Consider the following 19,679-nt stretch of genomic DNA (forward strand, 5'->3'; position numbering starts at 1 on the left):
TCCAACAAACGCCCCGGAACGGATGATCTGTTCCGTACGACGCTACTGAGGACGGCTCGAAGCCTCTCCAGCCTCCCACTGCGCGCGGGTCTCCGCGATGAAATCCGCAAGACGCCCTTGCGAGATCGACTCGCGCAGGCCCGCCATCAGCGCCTGATAATACGCCACATTCGCCTGTGTCAGCAGCATCATTCCGAGAATTTCCCCGGCTTTTACGAGATGGTGCAGATAGGCGCGCGAATAATCGCGCGCGGCCGGGCAGGTCGACTCGGGGTCGAGCGGCGACAAGTCCTCCGCGTATCTGGCGTTTTTGATGTTTACTTTTCCGAAGCGCGTATAAGCGAGGCCGTGACGGCCGGCCCGTGTCGGCATGACGCAGTCGAACATGTCGACGCCGCGCGCCACCGCCTGCACGATGTCGTCCGGCGTGCCGACGCCCATCAGATAGCGCGGCTTGCCCGCCGGCAGATGCGGAAGCGTCGTCTCCAGCATGTCGAGCATCACCTCCTGCGGCTCGCCCACCGCGAGACCGCCAACGGCGAGGCCGTGGAACTCCATGCCCGCCAGCGCCTTCGCGCTTTCGAGGCGCAGCGGCTTCGAGGCGCCGCCCTGCACGATGCCGAAGATCGCCCTGCCCGGCTCATCTCGAAACGCCTTGCGCGATCGCTCCGCCCAGCGCAGCGACAGACGCATGGCGCGCTCCGCCTCTTCATCCGAGCACGGCAGCCGCACGCATTCGTCGAACTGCATCTGAATATCCGAGCCGAGGAGATGCTGAATCTCCATCGAGCGCTCGGGCGAGAGGTGATGCTTCGAGCCGTCGATGTGCGACTGGAAGGTCACGCCGCTCTCGTCGAGCTTGCGGAGCTTGGCGAGCGACATCACCTGAAAGCCGCCGGAATCGGTAAGGATCGGAAAAGGCCAGCGCATGAAGCTGTGCAGGCCGCCGAGCCGCGCGATGCGCTCCGCGCCGGGACGCAGCATCAGATGATAGACATTGCCGAGAAGAATGTCGGCGCCCGTCGCGCGGACGTCCTGCGGAAACATGGCTTTCACGGTCGCCGCCGTGCCCACCGGCATGAAGGCGGGCGTGCGGATCGTTCCGCGCGGCGTAAAGATCTCGCCCCTGCGCGCCCTCCCGTCCGTCGCCTGAAGGGTGAAGGAGAAATCCTGGCTCATTTGCGTTCCTTGGCGCCGAGTACGGCGAGTTTCACGATTTTATAGGCTCCGCTATCCGTCGCGTTGAACCACACGGTGAAAAGCGTTCCGACCTTGATTTCCGCGTCGCGTAAATCCGTGCGCCAGCGATCGACGCTGTCCCCGAAGTCGATGCGCCCGTCGCGGCGCAGGATGAAGGGGCGCGGATTCGCGCCGTCGAGATCGAAGGCGCCGAACACGTCCCAGGGCGCCGCAAAGCGTCGATCCTCCACCCGCACGTCGGCGCTCATCAGCGCCTCGGTGGGATCGTCGCGCCACTGGGCGATGAGGCGGATGGCGGTCATGGCTCGGCGCGATACAGCAGGCTCGCGTCGCCGTAGGAATAGAAGCGATAGCCCCGCGCGATGGCGTGCGCATAGGCGGCTTTCATACGGTCGAGCCCGCAGAAGGCCGAGACCAGCATGAACAGCGTCGAACGCGGCAGATGGAAATTGGTGATGAGCATGTCCGTCGCGCGGAACCTGTATCCCGGCGTGATGAAGATGCTCGTACGCGCCACGTAAGGCAGGATGCGCCCTTCGGGCGTCGCGGCGCTTTCGAGCGTGCGCAGCGCGGTGGTTCCAACCGCGACGATGCGGCCGCCCTTCGCGCGCGCATTGTTGAGCGCCTCGGCCGTCGCCGCGTCGATCCGGGCGAATTCCTCGTGCATCCTGTGCGCGTCTGTGTCCTCCGCCTTCACCGGCAGAAAGGTCCCCGCGCCGACATGCAACGTCACGCGATGCAGCGCCACGCCCTGCGCCTCAAGCGCGGCGAGAAGCTGCGGCGTGAAATGGAGGCCGGCCGTCGGCGCCGCCACGGCCCCGGCCTCGCGCGCGAAAACGGTCTGGTAATCGGCTTCGTCGCGGGCGTCGGCGGCGCGTTTGCCGGCGATATAGGGCGGCAGCGGCATGTCCCCGGCGGCCTCGATCGCCTCGTCGAGCGCGGGGCCGGAAAGATCGAAGCGCAGCGTGATCTCGCCTTCGTCTCCCCTGGCGTCGACATGCGCGTCGAGACCGCCGAGGAGACAGGCGCCGTCCGTCTCCCGCCCGAAGCGGATGAGGTCGCCCTCTTGCAGCTTCTTCGCGGGCCGCATCAGCGCGCGCCAGCGCGACGCGTCGAGGCGTTCGATCAGCGTCGCCTCCACGCCCGCGCTCAATTCGCCGCGAATCCGCTTGCCGGAAAGACGCGCGTGAATCACGCGTGTGTCGTTGACGACCAGAACGTCGCCCTGGCGCAGGAAGCTCGGCAGATCGCGCACGAGACGATCCTCAAAGCTGCCGGCCGGCGCCACGACGAGCAGACGCCCGCTGTCGCGCGGCTCGGCCGGGCGCAGCGCGATGCGGTCTTGCGGGAGATCGAAATCGAAGAGGTCGACGCGCATGGTGAGGTCGTTGCTTTCGCTCGCCCCCTCCCCACCCCTCCCCCGCTTCGCGGGAGAGGGAGCAGATCGTGGCCTTCATCGAGAATGTGAATCTTGAGCGTCCCCTCTCCCGCGAAGCGGGGGAGGGACAGGGAGGGGGTACGGAGCTAGAGACGCTGTCGCGGCCTGCCCCTCACCCTGACCCTCTCCCCGCGCGCGGGGAGAGGGAACAGATTCAGGCGTTCAGCGTCGCCTTGATGATCTTGTCGGGATCCTTCACCGGCTCGCCGCGCTTGATCTTGTCGACGTTCTCCATGCCGGAGATCACTTCGCCCCAGACCGTATACTGGCGGTCGAGGAAGTGCGCGTCGTCGAAGCAGATGAAGAACTGCGAATTGGCCGTGTCGGGATGCGAGGCGCGGGCCATGGAGCAGGTTCCGCGCACATGCGGCGCGTCGTTGAACTCCTGCGCGAGATTCGGATAGCTCGAACCGCCCGTGCCGGTGCCGCGCGGGCAGCCGGTCTGCGCCATGAAGCCCTCGATCACGCGATGGAAGACGATGCCGTCGTAGAAGCCCTCGGAGACGAGCTGCTTGATGCGCGCGACATGCTTGGGCGCGAGATCGGGACGGAACTTGATGACGACCGGACCCTTGGTGGTCTCGAGCGTCATGGTGTCGGCGGCTTCAGTCATTACGGCTCCTTGTCAGTTACGCCAGACGGAAATGGCCGGGACGCGCCCGGCCATGACGCTGGATGTTCAGCGCTTTGATCAGCTCTCGTCGCCCGCGACGCGCACCTTCAGCATGCGGTCGGGGGTCTCGACGGCGCCATTGTTCGCCTTGTCGCCCTTCTTGATCTTGTCGACGACGTCCATGCCGGAGACGACCTCGCCCCAGATCGTATATTTGCCGTTGAGCTGCGGCGTCTCGGCGAAGCAGATGAAGAACTGCGAATTGGCCGAATCCTTGTCGCCCGGCTGGCGCGCCATCGCGACCGTGCCGCGCTTGAAGGGCTCGCTGCTGAATTCCGCCTTGAGGTCGGGGTAGCGCGAGCTGCCCATGCCGGTGCCGTCCGGGTCGCCGCCCTGCGCCATGAAGCCCTCGATGACGCGATGGAAGGCGATGTTGTCGTAGAAGTGCTCTTTCGCAAGGCGCTCGATGCGCTCGACATGCTTGGGCGCGAGGTCCGGACGCAGCTTGATGGTGATGCGGCCGTCCTTGGTGTCGATATAGAGCAGCTTGTCTTCCGCGCGGGCGAGCGACGCGGTTCCGAGCGCGGCGGAAAACGCCACGGCGGCGAGCAGCATACGGCGGGTGAATGTCATAGAGCCTCCCTACGGCTTGATGTCGCGCCTTGAAATGGCGCGTTTGAGGGCCTCGACGGAGGCGGCCGGCGCGAAAGCCGACACGTCGCCGCCGAGCGCCGCAATCTGGCGCACGAGCGTTCCGCTGATGTGGCGGAGGCCCGGCGAAGCAGGCAGGAAAACCGTGCGAATGTCGGGCGCGAGCGTCCCGTTCATCCCCGCCATCTGCATTTCATAGTCGAAATCCGAGCCGTCGCGCAATCCGCGCAGGATCGCCCCCGCCCCGGCCGCACGGGCGGCGTCGACCACGAGCCCGTCGAAACTCGTCACTGTCACCGCGCCGCCGAAGCCCCCGGCCGCGCAGGCGTCCCGGATCGTCTCGGCCCGCTCCTCGAAGCTGAGCCAGGGCGCCTTGCCGGGATGCACGCCGATCGCCACCGCCACCCGGTCGAAGAGCGCGACGCCCTGGCGGATCACGTCCAGATGGCCGTTGGTCAACGGGTCGAAGGTCCCCGAATAAAGAGCCGTGCGCCGCATCAGCCGACCTCGTGCACGATCTTGCCGCCGACCATGGTGATCTTCACCACCCCCTGCAAAAGCGCGCCGTCGAAGGGCGTGTTGCGGCAGCGCGAGTGCAGCGCCTCGGGGCCGACGACGAAGGGCTCGTCGGGATCGAAACGGATGAGATCGGCCGGCGCGCCCTTTTGCAGTCGCCCCTGCTCCAGCCCGAGAATTTCGGCTGGCCGGGACGAGAGGGCGGCGAGGAGGCGCGGCAGCGGGATGTCCCCCGCGTGAACCAGCCGCATCCCGGCGGCGAGCATGGTCTCGACGCCGATGGCGCCGAATTCGGCCTCGGCGAAGGGCACGCGCTTGGTCTCCACATCCTGCGGATCGTGGTCGGAGACGATGACGTCGATCAGCCCTTCGGCGAGCGCGGCGACGAGCCGCTGACGCTCTTCCTCGTGGCGCAGCGGCGGGCGAAGCTTGAGGAAGGTGCGGTAATCGCCAATGTCGTTTTCATTGAGCGTCAGATGGTTGATCGTCACGCCGCAGGTCACGGGCAGTCCCGCCGCCTTGGCCGCGCGCAGCGAGTCGAGCGACAGCGTCGTGGTGACGATGGCCGCGTGGTAGCGCGCCCCGGTCAGCGCGACGAGGCGCAGATCGCGGTCGAGCATGATGGCCTCGGCCTCGCGCGGCACGCCGGCGAGACCCAGACGCAGAGCCAGCTCGCCCTCGTTCATCACGCCAGTGGCGAGATCGGGGTCCTGGGTGAAATGCACGACCAGCCCATCGAAGTCGCGGGCGTAGGTCATGGCCCGGCGCATGACGAGCGCGTTTCTGACCGAGCGCGCGCCGTCGAAAAAGGCCACGGCGCCGGCCTGCTGGAGAAGGCCCAGCTCGGCCATCTCCTTGCCCTCGCGCCCCTTGGTCAGCGCGGCCATCGGGAGCACCCGCACCCGGCCGGTGTCCCGGGCGCGGCGCAGAACGAAATCGACCACGGCCGGATCGTCCACGGCCGGATCGGTGGACGATGTGGCCACCAGCGTGGTGACGCCGCCCACCGCCGCCGACAGCGTGGCGCTGGCGATGGTCTCGCGATGCTCGGCGCCGGGCTCGCCGACGAAGGCCTGCATGTCGATCAGGCCGGGCGCGAGCACGTCGCCGGCGCAATCAATGATCCGGGCGCCTTCGGGCGCGGCCTCCCGAGTCAGCCCCGGCCCGAGATCGGCGATGCGACCGTCAGCGACAAGGAGCCCGCCCCGCGTATCGGCCCCCGTGGCGGGGTCGATCAGGCGGGCGTTGACGAAGAGGACGGGAGCGGGTCGTTCGGCGGCGGACATGGCGCCTGATTAGGCCATTTTGCCGGCCTTGGGAACGCCCGCGCCCCGTCTCATGCCCCCTTGAGGCCGCTCAGGCTCAATTGCGCGAGCCGCTCGACAAGCCGCTCGAACCCCTCCCCGCTCAAAGTCAGGCGGAAGGGCGCCATGGCCACGAGCTCCGTCTCCCGCACGAAGAAGATCGGCTGCTGGGCGAGCCAGAGCGTGCGCAAGGCGATGTCCTCCGGGGCCGCGTCATCGGGCGCGAAGCGGCGGACCACATGTTCCGCCAGGCGAAAGATGCGCGGCGGGCGAGCCTCGAAAAAACTCTTGAAAACGGCGCTGGGGCGCACGCTCTCCCAGGCGTACAGCCGCAGATATTGGGCGACGCGGTCGCGCTTGACGAGCGGCGACAGAAACTGGCGCAGGTAAAGGCGCAAAGCGTCTTCGGGCGCCAGCCGGTCGAGCGCCTCGGCGTCGAGAAAGCTTTCCCGCTCCAGCGCGTCGGCGGCGACCTCGAGCACCGCGCGATAGAGCCCCTCCTTGCCCGCGAAGTGATAGGTGATCGCCGCCTGATTGGCGCCGGCGCGCTGGGTGATCAACCGCACCGACGCGCCGTCGTAGCCATGTTCCGAAAAGACCGAGAGCGCCGCCTTGATCAGCGCCGCTCTCGTGGCTTCCGAGGCGCGCGAGCAGCCGCGCGTCTTGTCCTGCGTCTCCAATCGCGTTCCTTCAGTAGCCAATCCAGCTCAGACCTCCGGCCACGACGCCGCCGAGGGATTTCGCCCCATTGGCGACCTTCTGCCCGACGGGCGCAAGCCTTGTCGAGAGGCTGGCGGGCGAGAACGCCGAGAGCAGGCCCGACTCACCCGCCTGCGCCTTCGCCTCTGGCGCCGGAGCGGGCTCGGCGGCCGGGCGAACCTCCGGCGCTGGCGGGGGCGCGGGAACCGCTTCCGCCGCCTTGATCTCGGGGGTCTTTGTCTCGGGGCTCTTGTCGGGCCGCTTCACGACCGCTTCCCTCACAGACCGCGCGGGGGTCGCGGTTACGGCAGGCTCCCCGGCAGTCTTGACCACGACCGCTCTGGCGGCAGGAGCGGCCGGCGTCTCGTCGGCGAAGTCCGGCGCCGGCGCGCGCATCAACGCCGGCGCGCGCGACGTGGCCGGGTCGTCCCAGCTCAACGGCTGCAAGCCGCCAATCAGGACGCGATCCGTGAATTTGCCGCTCCCGGCGTCGACCCGATCGGAGATCGTCCTGGTGGGAGTCAGATCGAGGAGGCTCAGCGCCTGCGGCGAGAGGGAGCCAAGCGACGTCGCGATGAAGCAGGCGGCGGCGTCGATCAGGATCGGGCGCGTTTTCACCCGGCGGGGCGCGGGCATGCCAAAGGGCCAGACGGTCCGGGCGTCGATCGCGGCGGGCGCCTGGCGGGCGGTTGAGTCGCATTCATCCAATTTCTTGAGCATTGGCCGAACCTCGAAATTCAAACGAGCGACTGAAATTCATACGGACGTTTGAAGCGAAACTATGGCAAAGCTCGATGCCGCCGCCGCCGGACGTCTCGCGCGCGGCCCGCTGCGAAAAGTGGCGGAAAGCCTGTTGGAACGGCGATCTGGCGCTGTATATTACGGAAGCATGACAGGCGCGCATCGAATTCGTGACATCGCGGTGCTGGTCGGATTCGCCCTGCTGCTGCTGGCTCCGGGGATCGCGATCCGACTCGGCCTGCTTCCGTTCGACCTGCGGTTCGGCGTCCTGATCGCGGTATCCGTCCTGTGCATCGGCCTCTGTTTTCTGGCGGGCTATCGCGGCGCGGAGCTGGGACTCGCAGGACCGTGGGTGGCGCGCCACTGGCTCGGTTGCGGTCTCGTCACAGTGTTGATCGGCGCCGCCATCTACGTCGAGGCGCAGTTCCTGCCGGCGGCGCGCCGGCAGCCCGACTGGGTCAGATTCGCGCCCTTCTACGTGATGATCTCAAGCCCCTGTCAGGAGCTGGTGTTCAGGTCCATCCCGAAGCTGATCACCGACCGGCTGCGGCTGAGCGGCGTGAAGTACATGCTGTTTTCGGCCGTGACCTTTTCGCTCATGCACATCGCCTATGGCGATCCGCTTCTTCTCGCCAATACGTTCGTCGCCGGTCTGGCCTGGGCCGGCGCCTATCTCGTGACGCAGAACATCTGGCCAATCGCCGCCTCTCACGCGGCCGTCGGCTCTCTCGCCTTCTGGCTCGGCGTCGCCTGATCGGGGGCGCCGTGCGCCATGATCGCCGTGCGCAGGAGTAGCCAGAGCACGCAGGCGTTCAGCACATGCCAGAGGAAATGCGCGCCCGGCGAAAACACCGGACAGACGGCGCGGTCCATGGTGCGAAAGACCAGCGAGATCGAAAAGACGGCGCCTGCCGCCGCAAGCCCGTGCGCCGCCTCCGGGCGCCGCCGCCACAGCAGCGTTGCAAAACCCGCGATCGCGGCGAGCGCCGGAAGATAGGCGACCGAGCCGTTGAGACCCCGAACATGAGAGTCGAGGAGAAAGCTCGCCAGCCCGAAGAGGAGCGTCGCCAGCACGCCATCGACCACGCCGAGGCCGAAGAAGCGGCGCAGCGCGAGCAGGAAATAGCCGTAGATGAAAATCGCGATGGGAATCACGTCGAGGAGCATCGCCCCGCGCGTGGCGAGCGTGTGGAAAAGGAAGCTTCCGACGCCGACCGACGCCGTGACGGCGATGAGCGCGGCCGCCGCCGGGTCGCTCTGGCGCCGGCGCAGGAGCAGTCCCAGCGCCGCCGCGGCCGCGATCAGGAAAGCGGCGTTCGTGGTCGCATTCAGCGGCTCGGCCCAGAAGCCGCCGTCGAGCCGCTCGCAATAGTCGCGCACAGGTTCGCGCCAATCCATGAGAAAAACGCCTCCGCCGACCCGCCGGGCGGAACTCTCTGCGCGGGCGCTGTCACAATCAACGCGTCCGCACAGGGCGCCTTTACTTCGCGGAAGCCTTCTTCGTCTCGTCCAGGCGAGCGAAGCGGACCAGCACGTCCACGCCGTCGTCCGGCGGCGACGCGAGGCGCGCGCGGAAGGCGATGGACTCGCCGGCGTCGAGCCGGGATTTTGGCGACGGCGACGTCCATGCGTAGCGCTGGAGCCCGCCAGAGTCGCGCACCGCCAGCGCCAGCGGCGGGACCCGGTTGGTGTCGCGGCGAAGATTGGCGACCTCGCCTTCGACGACGAGAATCCTGCGGGCGCCGTCCATCTCGATGCGGGAGCGCACCTCGCGCAGCTCGAGACCCGCCAGATTCACCGGCAGGCCGAGCGCCCGATAGCCGACCGCCGCCGGCGGCAGGATGCGCACGATCCTCTCGCGCATGGCGATCAGCGCGGTCGCGCCGATGATGATCGCCACGATTGTCGCGACGATCGGCCAGCGGTCGCGCGCGCCGGAGGGCGGATCGCGCCGGACGGGAGCGCGCGCGGGACGGCTCCAGATCTCCTCGTCATCGGACGCGGGCGCGGCGCCGCTCGACGCTTCCGCGGCAATGTCCGGCCTCCCGTTCGCCGCCATCCAATCCGGAGCCGCTTCCCTTGCGTCACGGCGGGACCAGGGCTGTCGCGGGCCATCCATCCTGTCCATCGGCGCTGTCCGGATTTTTGCAATGCAATAACAAGCAATTAACGCCAAATATGGTTAAGAAGGCGTGAACTGCTATGTTCGGGAGCCGATTCCCGGCCGTCCCGCGCGCCCGGGCGCGGCCCGATCATCTGGAGCGACAGACAGGTGTTGAGCTTCGAGAATGTCGGCCTGCGCTACGGCGTGGGGCCGGAAACGCTCCGGGACGTCTCGTTCAGCATCGAGCCGCGCTCCTTCCAGTTTCTCACCGGCCCCTCGGGCGCCGGCAAGACGACGCTCATGCGCCTGATCATCATGGCCCTCAAACCCACGCGCGGCCTGATCAGCGTCTTCGGCCGCGACACGGCGACGCTCGGAAAGGACGACATCACCGAGACGCGCCGCCAGATCGGCGTGGTGTTTCAGGACTTCCGCCTGCTGGAGCATCTTTCGCTCTATGAGAATGTGGCGCTGCCGCTGCGCGTGCTCGGACGCGAGGAGGCGAGCTACCGCTCGGAAGTTCTGGAGCTTCTCAAATGGGTCGGCCTCGGCGAGCGGCGCCATTGCGCGCCGAGCGTGCTGTCGGGCGGCGAGAAGCAGCGCGCCTCCATCGCCCGCGCGCTGATCTCGCGGCCGAGGCTCCTTCTCGCGGATGAGCCCACCGGCAATGTCGACCCCACGCTCGCGCGCCGAATCCTGCGGCTCTTCGTCGAACTGCACAAATCCGGCACGGCCGTCATTATCGCCACTCACGATCTGAGCCTGATGGACCAGTACGACGAGGCGCGGCGCCTCGTGCTCGCCGACGGCCGCCTGCATATCTTCGAGTAAGACGGATGGATTGGGAGTTCGCCAGCCGCCTTGTCGCGCGCGTCATTGCCCTGCGGGCGCCGGGGAACGGCGACGAGGACAGCCTTGCCCAGCCGTCGCCGCTCGTCCCCACCGATTCGGTCGCCGGGCGCTCTCTGGTGATGGTCATCGCCATCATGACCTTTCTGGCGGCGCTGGCCGCCGCCGCCGCGCTGCTCGTCGCCGCGTCGAGCGCCGAATGGCGCGCCGAGGCCGCGACGGAGGCCAGCGTGCAGGTGCGCCCGGCCCAGGGGCGCGACATCGAATCCGATCTGCGCATCGCCGCCGACATTCTTCAGGGAACGCCCGGCGTGCGCGAGGCGCTGATCTATTCCAAGGAGGAATCGGAGAATCTGCTGGCGCCCTGGCTGGGCCAGGGGCTCGATCTGTCGCAGCTTCCCGTGCCGCGCATGATCGTGGTGAAGCTCGACCCCAGGGAGAAGCCGGACCTCTCCGAAATCCGCGAGGCGCTGGCCGGAGCCGTGCCGAGCGCGACCTTCGACGACCATCGCATCGTCATGGCCCGGCTCGGCGACATGGCGCGCGCCGTGGTCTCGGCGGCGGTGATGATCTTCCTCCTCATTCTCGGCGCCATGAGCGTCGTGGTCGCCTCCGCCACGCGCGCGGCGGTGGCCACGAACCGCGAGATTGTCGAGGTTCTGCACATCGTCGGCGCGGCGGATTCCTTCATCGCGCAGGAATTCCAGCGGCGGTTTCTGGCGATGGGCCTGCGCGGCGCGCTGATCGGCGGGGGCGCGGCCATGGCCTTTCTCCTGGCGGCGCAGGCGCTCCTGCGCCATTGGCGCACGACGGCGGGCGGCGAACAGATGCAGGCGATGTTCGGCGACCTCTCCATCGGCCTCGGCGGCTTCGTGGTGATTCTGCTGCTGGCCGGCGGCGTCGCGCTTCTGACGGGCTGGCTGTCGCGCCGCATCGTTTTCCGCCATCTGCGGGGACTGGGATGATGGCGCTCGCGCCGGGCGGCGCCTTGTGACCATATATCTGTTCAGGAACCGAGTCTCGACGGACGCAGGGAAGAACGGCGGGAGGAAGGGCAAGTTGAGGGCGTTGACGCGCCGCTGGCGCGCGACACGGGCCGGTCTGCTGCGCGCCGTTCTCGTCACGGCGGCGAGCGCGCTCGCCCTGTGCGGCGTCGCCTTCGTCAGCGGCTACGTCTGGTTCGCGCTCTCGCTGGCCCGCGACGAGCCCCACCTCTCCGTGAAGGCGGAAGGCGTCGTCGCGCTGACCGGCGGCTCCGACCGCGTGCTCGACGCGGCCGAGCTCCTCGCGCGCGGACAGGCGCGGCGCCTGCTGATCACCGGGGTCAATCGCGCCACCCGCAGTTCCGTGCTGGCGCGGCGGCTTCCGGTCTCGCGCGACCTTTTCAACTGCTGCGTCGACCTCGGCTATGAGGCGCTGGACACTGTCGGCAACGCACGCGAAACGCGCCAATGGGCGCAGGTGCACAAGATTTCACATTCGCTCATCGTCGTGACCTCGAACTACCACATGCCGCGCGCCATGGTCGAACTCTCGGCGGCGCTGCCGGAACTGAAGCTCTATCCCTATCCGGTGGTCAGCGAGCATGTGAATCTCGCCGACTGGGCGAGCGATCCGGGCGTGATTCGCCTGATCGGCGGCGAATATGTCAAGTTCCTCGGCGCGCTGCTGCGCGTCACCCTGCGGCAGAACGACGGCGACCCGGATCTGGGGCCATTGCGCAGCAACGAGACCGCGTCCGAATGAGCGGATCGGCCCTCCGCTTGTGAAGGCCCGCAGGGCTGGCTAAAACGCCCGCGGACACTCGCAACGGACCCGGCCATGCTCTTCCTGCGCTCGCTCGTTTTCCAGATACTCTTCTGGTGCAATACGATCCTGCTGATGCTGATCTGGCTGCCGGGTCTCGTCATGCCCCGCCGCGTCTCCATGGAGCTCGGCCGGACATGGGGCCGCACCTCGCTGTGGCTCGTGGACAAACTCTGCGGGCTCAAGGTCGAATGGCGTGGTCTCGAAAACATCCCGCCGGGCGGCGGAGCCCTGATCGTCGCGAGCAAGCACCAGTCGATCTGGGACACCTTCGTCCTGCCGATCCGCTTTCCGGATTTCAGCTACATCCTCAAGCGCGAACTGGTCTGGATTCCATTCTTCGGCTGGTATCTCCTCGCCGCCGAGCAGGTGGGCATCAATCGGGCCAAGGGCGGCAAGCTGCTGCCCCAGCTCATCGACAAGGCGAAGGATCTCTTCGCCCAGAAGCGCCAGCTTTTCATCTTCCCGGAAGGGACGCGCCGCCCCGCCGGCGCCCCACCCTCCTACAAGTTCGGCGTCGCGCAGCTCTACGCCGCGACAAACGTCCCCGTGCTGCCTGTCGCCCTCAACGCCGGCCTGTTCTGGCCGCGCCGGGCCTTTCTGGTGCGCCCGGGCAAGGTCGTGATCGAATTTCTCCCGATGATCCAGCCGGGCCTGCCGACGCGTGAATTTTACGAAAAGCTTCAGACGCAGATCGAAACCGCTTCCGACCGGCTGATCGCCGAGGCCGTCGCGCAGGAGCCCTCACTCGCCAGCGTCGTGGCGGAGGGCCAGGCGCGGGCGATCGCCAGGGACAAGCGGCGCAGGGAGAGGGCCTGACGGGCGGCGCCTCCGCCTACAGGCCGACAACCCCGGTCAGCGCCGCCGGCGCTTCCAGCAGCGGATATTCCGCTTCCACGACATAAGGACCGCCGCCGACCGAATTCTTCGAGGAAAACAGCACGAAGCGCTCCGCCGTGAATTGCAGCGGCGGGAAATAGCCCCGCGCGCCGAGATAGGCCGCGACCGAGGCCGGATTGGACCCCTTCAGCCGCGCCAGCGTGACATGCGGCGTATATTTGCGGGCCTCGGGCGGCGCGCCGAGGCGGCGCATCAGCCGCTCCTGCTCCGCCTGCAGGTCGAGAAGCGCCGGCGTCGGCCGCACGCGGGCGAAGATGGCGCGCGGCCTGCCGCCGCCGAAGGAATCGAGCTGGTCGATTGTCACGGTCGCCTCATGCCGCTGAATGAAGGACAGCGCATTGGCCGCGTCGTGGGCGAAGCGCTCGTCGACATCCCCGATGAAGCGCATGGTGATGTGATAATTCTCGACGTCGATCCAGCGGGCGCCCGACACGCCCCCACGCATGCGCGCGAGGCTTTCCGCGATGTGGGGAGGAACTTCCAGGGCCGTGAAAAGTCTAGGCATTTGTTCCTCCTCGATTCAGAAGCGCACTATCGCGCCCGGGATTCCTGCGCCGCCCCCGAAGGCGCGAGCGCTCTCTCGACATAAGGAGTGATTTTGTCGACGATCTTGCGAACGCCCGCCGGATTGGGGTGCAGGCCGTCCCCGATGAGCAGCGCGGGGTCGCCCCACACGCCTTCCATGAAGAAGGGAACCATCGTCACTCCAAATTTGGTGGCGAGGTCGGGATAGATCGAATCGAATTCCTGACGATAAGCTTGCCCCCAATTGTTGCTGGAGGCCATGGCGGCAATGATGACATTCACGCCTTTTGACCGAAAAGTTTCGATGATCTTTTCCAGATTGGCGCGCGTCTCCCGGGGCGGCAGGCCGCGCAGCATGTCATTGGCCCCGAGCTCGACGAGGGCGATGTCCACCGGCCCGTCCGACAGCGCATAGTCGAGGCGCTCGACACCCATGCCGGTCGTGTCGCCGGACACCCCGGCGTTCACGACCTTGACCTCGAAGCCGTCCGCGCGAAGCCTGCGCTCGAGCTGCGCGGGAAGCGCCTCGGCGGCGGGCAGGCCGTAGCCGGCCGTCAGACTGTCGCCAAAGGCGAGGATGCGCCTTTCGGCCGCCTCCGCGCCCGCGCCCCAAAAGAGCGGCATGGCGAGGGCGAGGATTTGAAGCCAGCCGCTGAACAGGCGATAAGGCGGGACAATCGAAGGCGTCTGATCAGGCGCAGTGGTCAAGGATGCTCTCTCCGTGCAACCGGTCATAGAACTCAGGGACGTCGACCTCACTCTGGGCGACGGCGCCGCGAAGGTACATGTTCTCAAGGGCGTGAGCCTGAGCATTTCTCCGGGCGAAACGGTCAGTCTGCTGGGGCCCTCCGGCTCGGGAAAATCGACGATGCTCATGACCCTCGCCGGCCTGGAGCGTCCCGACTCGGGCTCCGTGCGCATCGACGGACGCGACCTTGGCGCCCTCTCCGAAGACGCCCTCGCGCGGTTCCGTGGAGAGAAAATAGGCGTTGTCTTTCAGTCTTTCCAGTTGATTCCGACCATGACGGCGCTGGAGAACGTGGCCGTGCCGCTGGAACTGGCCGGCAAGCCGGACGCCTTCGCCATCGCCGAGGCGGAGCTCGCGGCGGTCGGCCTCGGGGGCCGGCTGTCGCATTATCCGGGCCAGCTCTCGGGCGGCGAGCAGCAGCGCGTGGCGCTCGCCCGCGCGCTCGCGCCGGACCCGCTGATCCTCGCGGCCGACGAGCCCACCGGCAATCTCGATTCGGAAACCGGCGCCTCGGTGATCGACCTCATCTTCGCCCAGCAGAAGCGCCGGGGCGCGACGCTGGTGCTCGTCACCCATGATCCCGGCCTCGCCGCGCGCTGCGGCCGGCGCGTGCGCCTTCGTTCGGGTCGCATCGAGTCGGACGACGCGTCATGAGCGCGTCTCGGCTCGGCGCCAGATTTTCCGCCCTCCCCTTCGGCCTGCGCTTCGCGCTCCGCGATCTCCTCGGCGACCGGCGCGGCTTCGGCGTCTTCATCGCCTGCATCGTCATCGGCGTCGCGGCGATCTCGGGGGTTTCGGGCCTGTCCCGCGCGCTGACCGAGGGGCTCGCGCGGGAAGGCCGCTCCATTCTCGGCGGCGACGCCTCCTTCAGTATGGTCGCGCGGGACTTCGCGCCCGAGCAGCTGGCCTATTTCGCGGCGCGCGGGCGGCTTTCGGAAATCTCGCTCATGCGCGCCATGGCGCGGCGCGACGACGGCGACTCCACCATGGTGGAAATCAAGGCCGTGGAGCCTTCGACCTATCCCGCTTTCGGCACCGTGGAGCTCGATCCCGCTCTCCCGCTCGCCGATGCGCTCGCCGAAAAGGACGGCGTCTTCGGCGTCGTCGTCGATCCGATGCTGCTCGCGCGGCTCGACGCGAAGCTCGGCGACCGCATGATGATCGGCAATGCGCGCGTGGAGCCGCGCGCCAGGCTGCTGAGCGAACCCGACAAGCTCGCCGGCGGCGTGGGTTTTGGTCCGCGGGTGATGATGTCGCGCGCGGCGCTCGAAGCCTCCGGGCTGGTGACTCCGGGCTCCGTCGTGCGCCATGTGGCGCGCGTGACGCTCAACGAAAACATGACCGACGAGGAGGTGAAAGGCTTCGTCAAGGCGGCCGCGACGGCCTTTCCGCAGGCGGGTTGGGACGCGCGCACGCGCGACGCGGTGTCTCCGCAGTTCTCCCGCAACCTCGAACGCTTCACCCAGTTGCTGACGTTGGTCGCGCTCACCGCGCTCGTCGCGGGCGGCGCCGGCGTCGCCAATGCCGTGCAGGCGTTCGTCGAACGCAAGCGGATGCAGTTCGCCGTGCTGAAGGCGCTGGGCGCGACGGGCTCGCGCGTGTTCTCCATCGCGCTGGCGCAGGTGATGGCGGCGGCGGCTTTCGCCATCCTTCTCGGGCTCGCCGTTGGCGCGCTGATCCCCTGGGCGGCGGCCGAGACGTTGAAGCAGGTCGCCGAACTGCCGGTCTCCGCGACGCTCGACGCGCGCGGCGCGTTGTTCGGCGCGCTCTATGGCCTGCTGGTCACGCTGATCTTCTCGCTCACGCCGCTCGGCCGCGCGCATGAAACGCCGGTCGCCGCGCTGTTGCGGGACGATCCGCGCGGCATGCGGCTCACACGCTATCGCGCCGGCGCGGCGCTGGCGGCGATCGCGCTTGCGGCGCTGGTGATGCTGTCCTCGCCGGACATCAGGCTGGGAGCCTATTATGTCGGCGCCGCCTGCGCCGCCTTCGCCCTGCTGCGCGCCGCCGCCTGGCTGACCATGCGCGTCGCCCGCACCCTGCCCCGGCAGCGCGACGCAAGACTGCGGCTGGCGCTCGCCAATATCTCAAGGCCGAAGAGTCTCACCCCCGCGCTGCTCGTCTCCATCGGCCTGACGCAGACCCTGCTGATCGCGCTGGCGCTTGTCGAAGGCGCCATCCACAACGAACTCGCGCGCGCCGACGCCGGCGAGATTCCGAACTTCTTCTTCGTGGACGCGCCGAAGGCGCAGGCGCAGGCTTTCGACGCGTTCCTGCGCGAACAGGCGCCCGGCGCGCGCATCGAGCACGTGCCGATGATGCGCGGCCGCATCGTCGAAGTGAAAGGCGTCCCCGTCGAGAAGATCACCGTGGCGGACGACGCCAAATGGGCTCTGGACGGCGATCGCGGGATCACCTTTTCAACGGATGTTCCACCGAACTCGCAACTCGTCGCGGGGGACTGGTGGCCGGCGGAGTACGACGGGCCGCCGCTTGTCTCTCTTGAGCAGCGGATCGCGGAAGGGCTCGGCCTGTCGCTTGGCGACGAGATCAGGGTCAATGTGCTCGGCCGCGAGACCGTGGCGAAGGTCGCGAGCCTCCGCAAGGTCGACTGGCGCAGCTACGCGATCAATTTCGTGATGGTCTTCTCGCCCAACACCTTCGCCAAAGCGCCTTACATGGAGCTTTTCACCATCGCCTATGGCGCGCCGAGCGTCGCCGCGCGCGACGCCATGGACGCGAGGCTCGCGCGCGAGACGGCGAAGCGGTTCCCCATGATTGTCTCGGTGCGGGTGAAGGAAGCCCTGGCGGCCATCGACAAGATCGCCGGGCAACTGGCCTTCGCCGCCCGCGCCGCGGCGGGTCTGGCGATCGTCACAGCCATTCTCGCGCTCGCCAGCGCCGTGGCCAGCGGCCAACGCGCGCGTCTGCACGACGCGGTGGTGCTGAAGACGCTCGGCGCCACGCGGCGCTGGCTCGCGGCCGCCTATGCCCTGGAATTCGGCATCGTCGCCGCAGTGGCCTCGACGATCGCCCAGGCGGCGGGAAGCGGGGCTGCTTACGCCATGGCGACGCTGCTGATGAAGGTGGACTTCGTCTTCCCGCCCAGCGCGGTCGCCGCGACGGTCCTGGCGACGATCGCCATCACCATCGGACTGGGCCTTGCAGGCACGTGGCGCGTGCTGTCGCGTCCTCCGGGGCCGGAACTGCGGGAGCTGTGACCCTACGCCTCCAGGCCGTGCACGGAGAAATCAAGCTTCCCCTCGATGACGTCGCCGTCGATGGAGAGCACCCGATAGACGATGTGGTAATCGCCCGGCATGAGCGAGGGGGTCTGAAGGATCAGCTCCTTGGAGGCATGTTTCTGGGTCGTCTCGGCGACGACCTCGCCCTTGCTGTCCTTGAGCTTGATGATCGAATAGAGCGCGTCGGCCTTGCCCGAAAAGACCAGCTTGATGGCGTGCAACGGCTTCAGCACGAGCTGCCGGTTGGCCGGGTAGGAGTCGACGAGCTGGGTGTGGGCCAGGGCCGGAAGGGCGCAGGCCGCCAGGGCGAGCGCTGCAAGGGCGCCCGTCAGAACGGGTTTCATCTTGTGTCTCCTGTGCGGCCCCGGTTCGCGGGAACCCAGGGCAAGTCTCGCGTCTGAAACGCCCCGGGAGGGGCGCCGTTCGTGGGGAGGGGCTTATTTTTCAAGGCGCCCAAAAGAGGCGGGGGCGATGGCGCGGCCCGCCGCAGGCGCGCCGCCCTTGCCCTCGAGGCGGCTTTCGGAGTAGAAGCCCATCACGCGCCGACGGCCGAAAGGCCGTTTCGGCGCTTTTTGGCTTGACCGCGCGGTTGCGCCGGCAGGCCGCGAAACCGACCGGAAGCTGATCGTCGTGCCCGAGAAGAGCGTCTTCACGCCCCAGAATATCGGCATTTCCGTCCTCGGCGGCATCGCCGCGGCGGCCATCGGCGCCGTCGTCGTGCGCGGCGGCTTCGGCGGCCTGATCTTCGCCCATCTCGCCCCCCTGCCCCTGCTGATCGTCGCCCTCGGATTCGGCGTCGTCCATGGCGCGACGGCCGCGCTGGCGGCGACCATCGTGCTATCGTTCGCCGTGCATCCGGTCATCGGAATGGGCTACGCCCTGCTCGTGGCGGGGCCGGCCTGGCTGGCCGCCTATGTCGCCTCGGGCGCGCCGCGCCAGGGGCGCGATTTCATCACCCGCAACGTGTCGAGCGCCGCCTGCCTGGCCGCTGCGGGGGCGCTGGCGGCCGTCGTCATTCTCTGGCTCGTCGTCGCGACGGTGAGTTTCGGCTCCCTCGACGAGGCCCTCAACCCGATCCGCGCCCGCGCCTTCCTCATTCTCGACGCCATGATGCGGGACAAGGAACTGCCGGAAGGCGCCAATCCGACCGAGCTGTCCGGCGTCATCGCCCGCTCCGTGCCCGCCTTTCTGGCCGGCTACGCCGCCCTCATCCATATCGCGAATATCTGGCTCGGGGCCTTCATCGCCCGGGCCTCCGGCCTGCTGACGAAAGAGTGGCCGGACATCGCCATGGACTACCGCCTGCCCCGCTCCGTCGCCGGTCTGTTCCTGTCCGGCGTCGCCCTGTCGCTGTTTGGCGGGACGTCGGGCGCGATCGGGCTGGTGCTCGTGGCGACCATGGGCATGCTGCTGATGCTTCAGGGCCTCGCGGTCGTCCATGTCTGGGTGCGCGGATCGCGCTCCAGCGCGCTGGTGCTGTCGATCCTCTATTTCATGCTCGGCCTTCTGGGTTGGCCGATCGTGCCTCTCGCCGTGCTCGGCGGCGCCGACACAGTCTTCAACTATCGCGACCGCAGGTCGGCCGCGGCGCCTGATCAGCCGCAAAAAACGGCGGAGTCGGATTGACTTTGGCCGGATTTTCCTGACAAAGGCGCCAACTCTCGGAGAAAAAGAAAAATGGAAGTCATTCTGCTCGAACGCGTGGCCAAGCTCGGCCAGATGGGCGAAACGGTCAAGGTGCGCGACGGCTACGCCCGCAATTTCCTCCTGGCCCGCGGCAAGGCGCTGCGCGCGACCGAGTCCAACAAGAAGCACTTCGAGTCGCAGCGCGCCCAGATCGAGGCCCGCAACCTCGAGGCCAAGAAGGAGGCCGAGGGCGTCGCCGAGAAGCTCGAGGGCCAGACCTTCGTGATCATCCGCCAGGCGGGCGAGAGCGGCCATCTCTACGGCTCGGTCGCCACGCGCGACATCGCCGAGGCCGCGACGGCCGGCGGCTTCTCGCTCAACCGCAACCAGATCGTGCTGACCCATCCGATCAAGGCGCTGGGCCTGCACCCGGTCCCGGTGCATCTGCACGCCGAAGTCGACGTCAAGATCACGGTCAACGTCGCCCGTTCCGAGGAAGAAGCCGAGCGTCAGGCGCGCGGCGAGTCGGTTCTCGCCCGCGAGGAGACGTCGATGGACGATCTCGGCCTGGAAGTGGGCGCCGCGCTGGCCGAGGCCGGCGACGTGGAGCTCTAAGAGCCACAAGCGACGGATTGAAAAAGCCTCCCGCGGCGTCTCGCTGCGGGAGGCTTTTTGTTTTGCCTGCGCGCTCCTCATTCCGGCAGTCTCGCCAAG

General features: G+C 67.9%; 23 protein-coding genes. 9 read left to right on the plus strand and 14 right to left on the minus strand.

Annotated features, from left to right (window positions below; translation table 11 throughout):
* Positions 1 to 42: 42 nt before the first annotated feature.
* The 9 genes from tgt to ACR652_RS20490 all read right to left on the minus strand — a co-directional run bounded on the left by tgt (position 43) and on the right by ACR652_RS20490 (position 7,141).
* Positions 43 to 1,179: a tRNA guanosine(34) transglycosylase Tgt gene (gene tgt / locus ACR652_RS20450; protein ID WP_434508314.1), complete on the minus strand. Its 1,137-nt coding sequence runs from the start codon at positions 1,177 to 1,179 to the stop codon at positions 43 to 45.
* Positions 1,176 to 1,502 (minus strand): hypothetical protein, encoded by a 327-nt coding sequence (locus ACR652_RS20455; RefSeq protein WP_434508315.1) that lies wholly within the window; start codon positions 1,500 to 1,502, stop codon positions 1,176 to 1,178. Before ACR652_RS20455 ends, tgt begins: the two co-directional genes overlap by 4 nt.
* Positions 1,499 to 2,578: a tRNA preQ1(34) S-adenosylmethionine ribosyltransferase-isomerase QueA gene (queA, locus tag ACR652_RS20460; RefSeq protein WP_434508316.1), complete on the minus strand. Its 1,080-nt coding sequence runs from the start codon at positions 2,576 to 2,578 to the stop codon at positions 1,499 to 1,501. Before queA ends, ACR652_RS20455 begins: the two co-directional genes overlap by 4 nt.
* A 214-nt stretch (positions 2,579 to 2,792) precedes the next feature.
* Complete coding sequence (locus ACR652_RS20465) at positions 2,793 to 3,251, minus strand: peptidylprolyl isomerase (RefSeq protein ID WP_434508317.1); 459 nt, start codon at positions 3,249 to 3,251, stop codon at positions 2,793 to 2,795.
* A 78-nt stretch (positions 3,252 to 3,329) separates the two neighbouring features.
* Complete coding sequence (locus tag ACR652_RS20470) at positions 3,330 to 3,884, minus strand: peptidylprolyl isomerase (protein ID WP_434508318.1); 555 nt, start codon at positions 3,882 to 3,884, stop codon at positions 3,330 to 3,332.
* Between the two features lie 9 nt (positions 3,885 to 3,893).
* Complete coding sequence (coaD, locus tag ACR652_RS20475; protein WP_434508319.1) at positions 3,894 to 4,400, minus strand: pantetheine-phosphate adenylyltransferase; 507 nt, start codon at positions 4,398 to 4,400, stop codon at positions 3,894 to 3,896.
* Complete coding sequence (gene pyrC, locus ACR652_RS20480) at positions 4,400 to 5,704, minus strand: dihydroorotase (RefSeq protein ID WP_434508320.1); 1,305 nt, start codon at positions 5,702 to 5,704, stop codon at positions 4,400 to 4,402. The genes coaD and pyrC overlap by 1 nt, the downstream gene beginning before the upstream one ends.
* A gap of 50 nt (positions 5,705 to 5,754) precedes the next feature.
* The gene (locus ACR652_RS20485; RefSeq protein WP_434508321.1) at positions 5,755 to 6,402 is read right to left on the minus strand and encodes a TetR/AcrR family transcriptional regulator; all 648 of its coding nucleotides are present in this window, start codon (positions 6,400 to 6,402) and stop codon (positions 5,755 to 5,757) included.
* A gap of 10 nt (positions 6,403 to 6,412) precedes the next feature.
* Positions 6,413 to 7,141, minus strand: coding sequence for a hypothetical protein (locus ACR652_RS20490; RefSeq protein ID WP_434508322.1), 729 nt, complete (start codon positions 7,139 to 7,141; stop codon positions 6,413 to 6,415).
* A gap of 61 nt (positions 7,142 to 7,202) precedes the next feature.
* Here ACR652_RS20490 and ACR652_RS20495 point away from each other — a divergent pair, with 61 nt between their 5' ends.
* Entirely contained in the window at positions 7,203 to 7,916 is a 714-nt protein-coding gene (locus tag ACR652_RS20495; protein ID WP_434508323.1) for a CPBP family intramembrane glutamic endopeptidase, read from the plus strand.
* Here the strand turns inward: ACR652_RS20495 and ACR652_RS20500 are convergent.
* Positions 7,871 to 8,560, minus strand: coding sequence for a ceramidase domain-containing protein (locus ACR652_RS20500; protein ID WP_434508324.1), 690 nt, complete (start codon positions 8,558 to 8,560; stop codon positions 7,871 to 7,873). The two genes, ACR652_RS20495 and ACR652_RS20500, sit on opposite strands and share 46 nt — an antisense overlap.
* Positions 8,561 to 8,642: 82 nt before the next feature.
* Entirely contained in the window at positions 8,643 to 9,290 is a 648-nt protein-coding gene (locus ACR652_RS20505) for a hypothetical protein (RefSeq protein ID WP_434508325.1), read from the minus strand.
* A gap of 144 nt (positions 9,291 to 9,434) precedes the next feature.
* On the opposite strand from ACR652_RS20505, the gene ftsE reads away from it, so the two are divergent.
* From ftsE to ACR652_RS20525, 4 genes are all read left to right on the plus strand, one after another.
* Positions 9,435 to 10,097 carry a cell division ATP-binding protein FtsE gene (gene ftsE, locus ACR652_RS20510; protein ID WP_434508326.1) on the plus strand — a complete coding sequence of 221 codons (663 nt, stop codon included), beginning with the start codon at positions 9,435 to 9,437 and terminating at the stop codon, positions 10,095 to 10,097.
* Positions 10,098 to 10,102: 5 nt separating this feature from the next.
* On the plus strand, positions 10,103 to 11,080 hold the full coding sequence (locus ACR652_RS20515; RefSeq protein WP_434508327.1) for a cell division protein FtsX: 978 nt from the start codon (positions 10,103 to 10,105) through the stop codon (positions 11,078 to 11,080).
* A gap of 25 nt (positions 11,081 to 11,105) precedes the next feature.
* Entirely contained in the window at positions 11,106 to 11,861 is a 756-nt protein-coding gene (locus ACR652_RS20520) for a YdcF family protein (protein ID WP_434508328.1), read from the plus strand.
* 75 nt (positions 11,862 to 11,936) lie between these two features.
* The gene (locus ACR652_RS20525; protein WP_434508329.1) at positions 11,937 to 12,740 is read left to right on the plus strand and encodes a lysophospholipid acyltransferase family protein; all 804 of its coding nucleotides are present in this window, start codon (positions 11,937 to 11,939) and stop codon (positions 12,738 to 12,740) included.
* 16 nt (positions 12,741 to 12,756) lie between these two features.
* Here the strand turns inward: ACR652_RS20525 and thpR are convergent, their stop codons facing one another.
* On the minus strand, positions 12,757 to 13,326 hold the full coding sequence (thpR, locus tag ACR652_RS20530) for an RNA 2',3'-cyclic phosphodiesterase (protein ID WP_434508330.1): 570 nt from the start codon (positions 13,324 to 13,326) through the stop codon (positions 12,757 to 12,759).
* Positions 13,327 to 13,352: 26 nt separating this feature from the next.
* Positions 13,353 to 14,054: an arylesterase gene (locus ACR652_RS20535; protein ID WP_434508331.1), complete on the minus strand. Its 702-nt coding sequence runs from the start codon at positions 14,052 to 14,054 to the stop codon at positions 13,353 to 13,355.
* Between the two features lie 13 nt (positions 14,055 to 14,067).
* Between ACR652_RS20535 and ACR652_RS20540 the strand changes: the two genes are divergently transcribed.
* A complete protein-coding gene (locus ACR652_RS20540; RefSeq protein WP_434508332.1) occupies positions 14,068 to 14,748 on the plus strand; it encodes an ABC transporter ATP-binding protein in 681 nt (226 codons plus the stop codon).
* On the plus strand, positions 14,745 to 17,315 hold the full coding sequence (locus ACR652_RS20545) for an ABC transporter permease (protein WP_434508333.1): 2,571 nt from the start codon (positions 14,745 to 14,747) through the stop codon (positions 17,313 to 17,315). The genes ACR652_RS20540 and ACR652_RS20545 overlap by 4 nt, the downstream gene beginning before the upstream one ends.
* A 2-nt stretch (positions 17,316 to 17,317) precedes the next feature.
* Here the strand turns inward: ACR652_RS20545 and ACR652_RS20550 are convergent, their stop codons facing one another.
* Complete coding sequence (locus tag ACR652_RS20550) at positions 17,318 to 17,683, minus strand: copper resistance CopC family protein (protein WP_434508334.1); 366 nt, start codon at positions 17,681 to 17,683, stop codon at positions 17,318 to 17,320.
* A gap of 286 nt (positions 17,684 to 17,969) precedes the next feature.
* On the opposite strand from ACR652_RS20550, the gene ACR652_RS20555 reads away from it, so the two are divergent.
* Positions 17,970 to 18,965 (plus strand): DUF2232 domain-containing protein, encoded by a 996-nt coding sequence (locus tag ACR652_RS20555; protein WP_434508335.1) that lies wholly within the window; start codon positions 17,970 to 17,972, stop codon positions 18,963 to 18,965.
* 51 nt (positions 18,966 to 19,016) lie between these two features.
* Positions 19,017 to 19,580, plus strand: a complete 564-nt coding sequence (gene rplI, locus ACR652_RS20560; RefSeq protein WP_434508336.1) for a 50S ribosomal protein L9 — start codon at positions 19,017 to 19,019, stop codon at positions 19,578 to 19,580.
* Positions 19,581 to 19,679: the final 99 nt, after the last annotated feature.

The organism is Methylocystis sp. (assembly GCF_051061225.1).
Taxonomy (GTDB): Bacteria; Pseudomonadota; Alphaproteobacteria; order Rhizobiales; family Beijerinckiaceae; genus Methylocystis.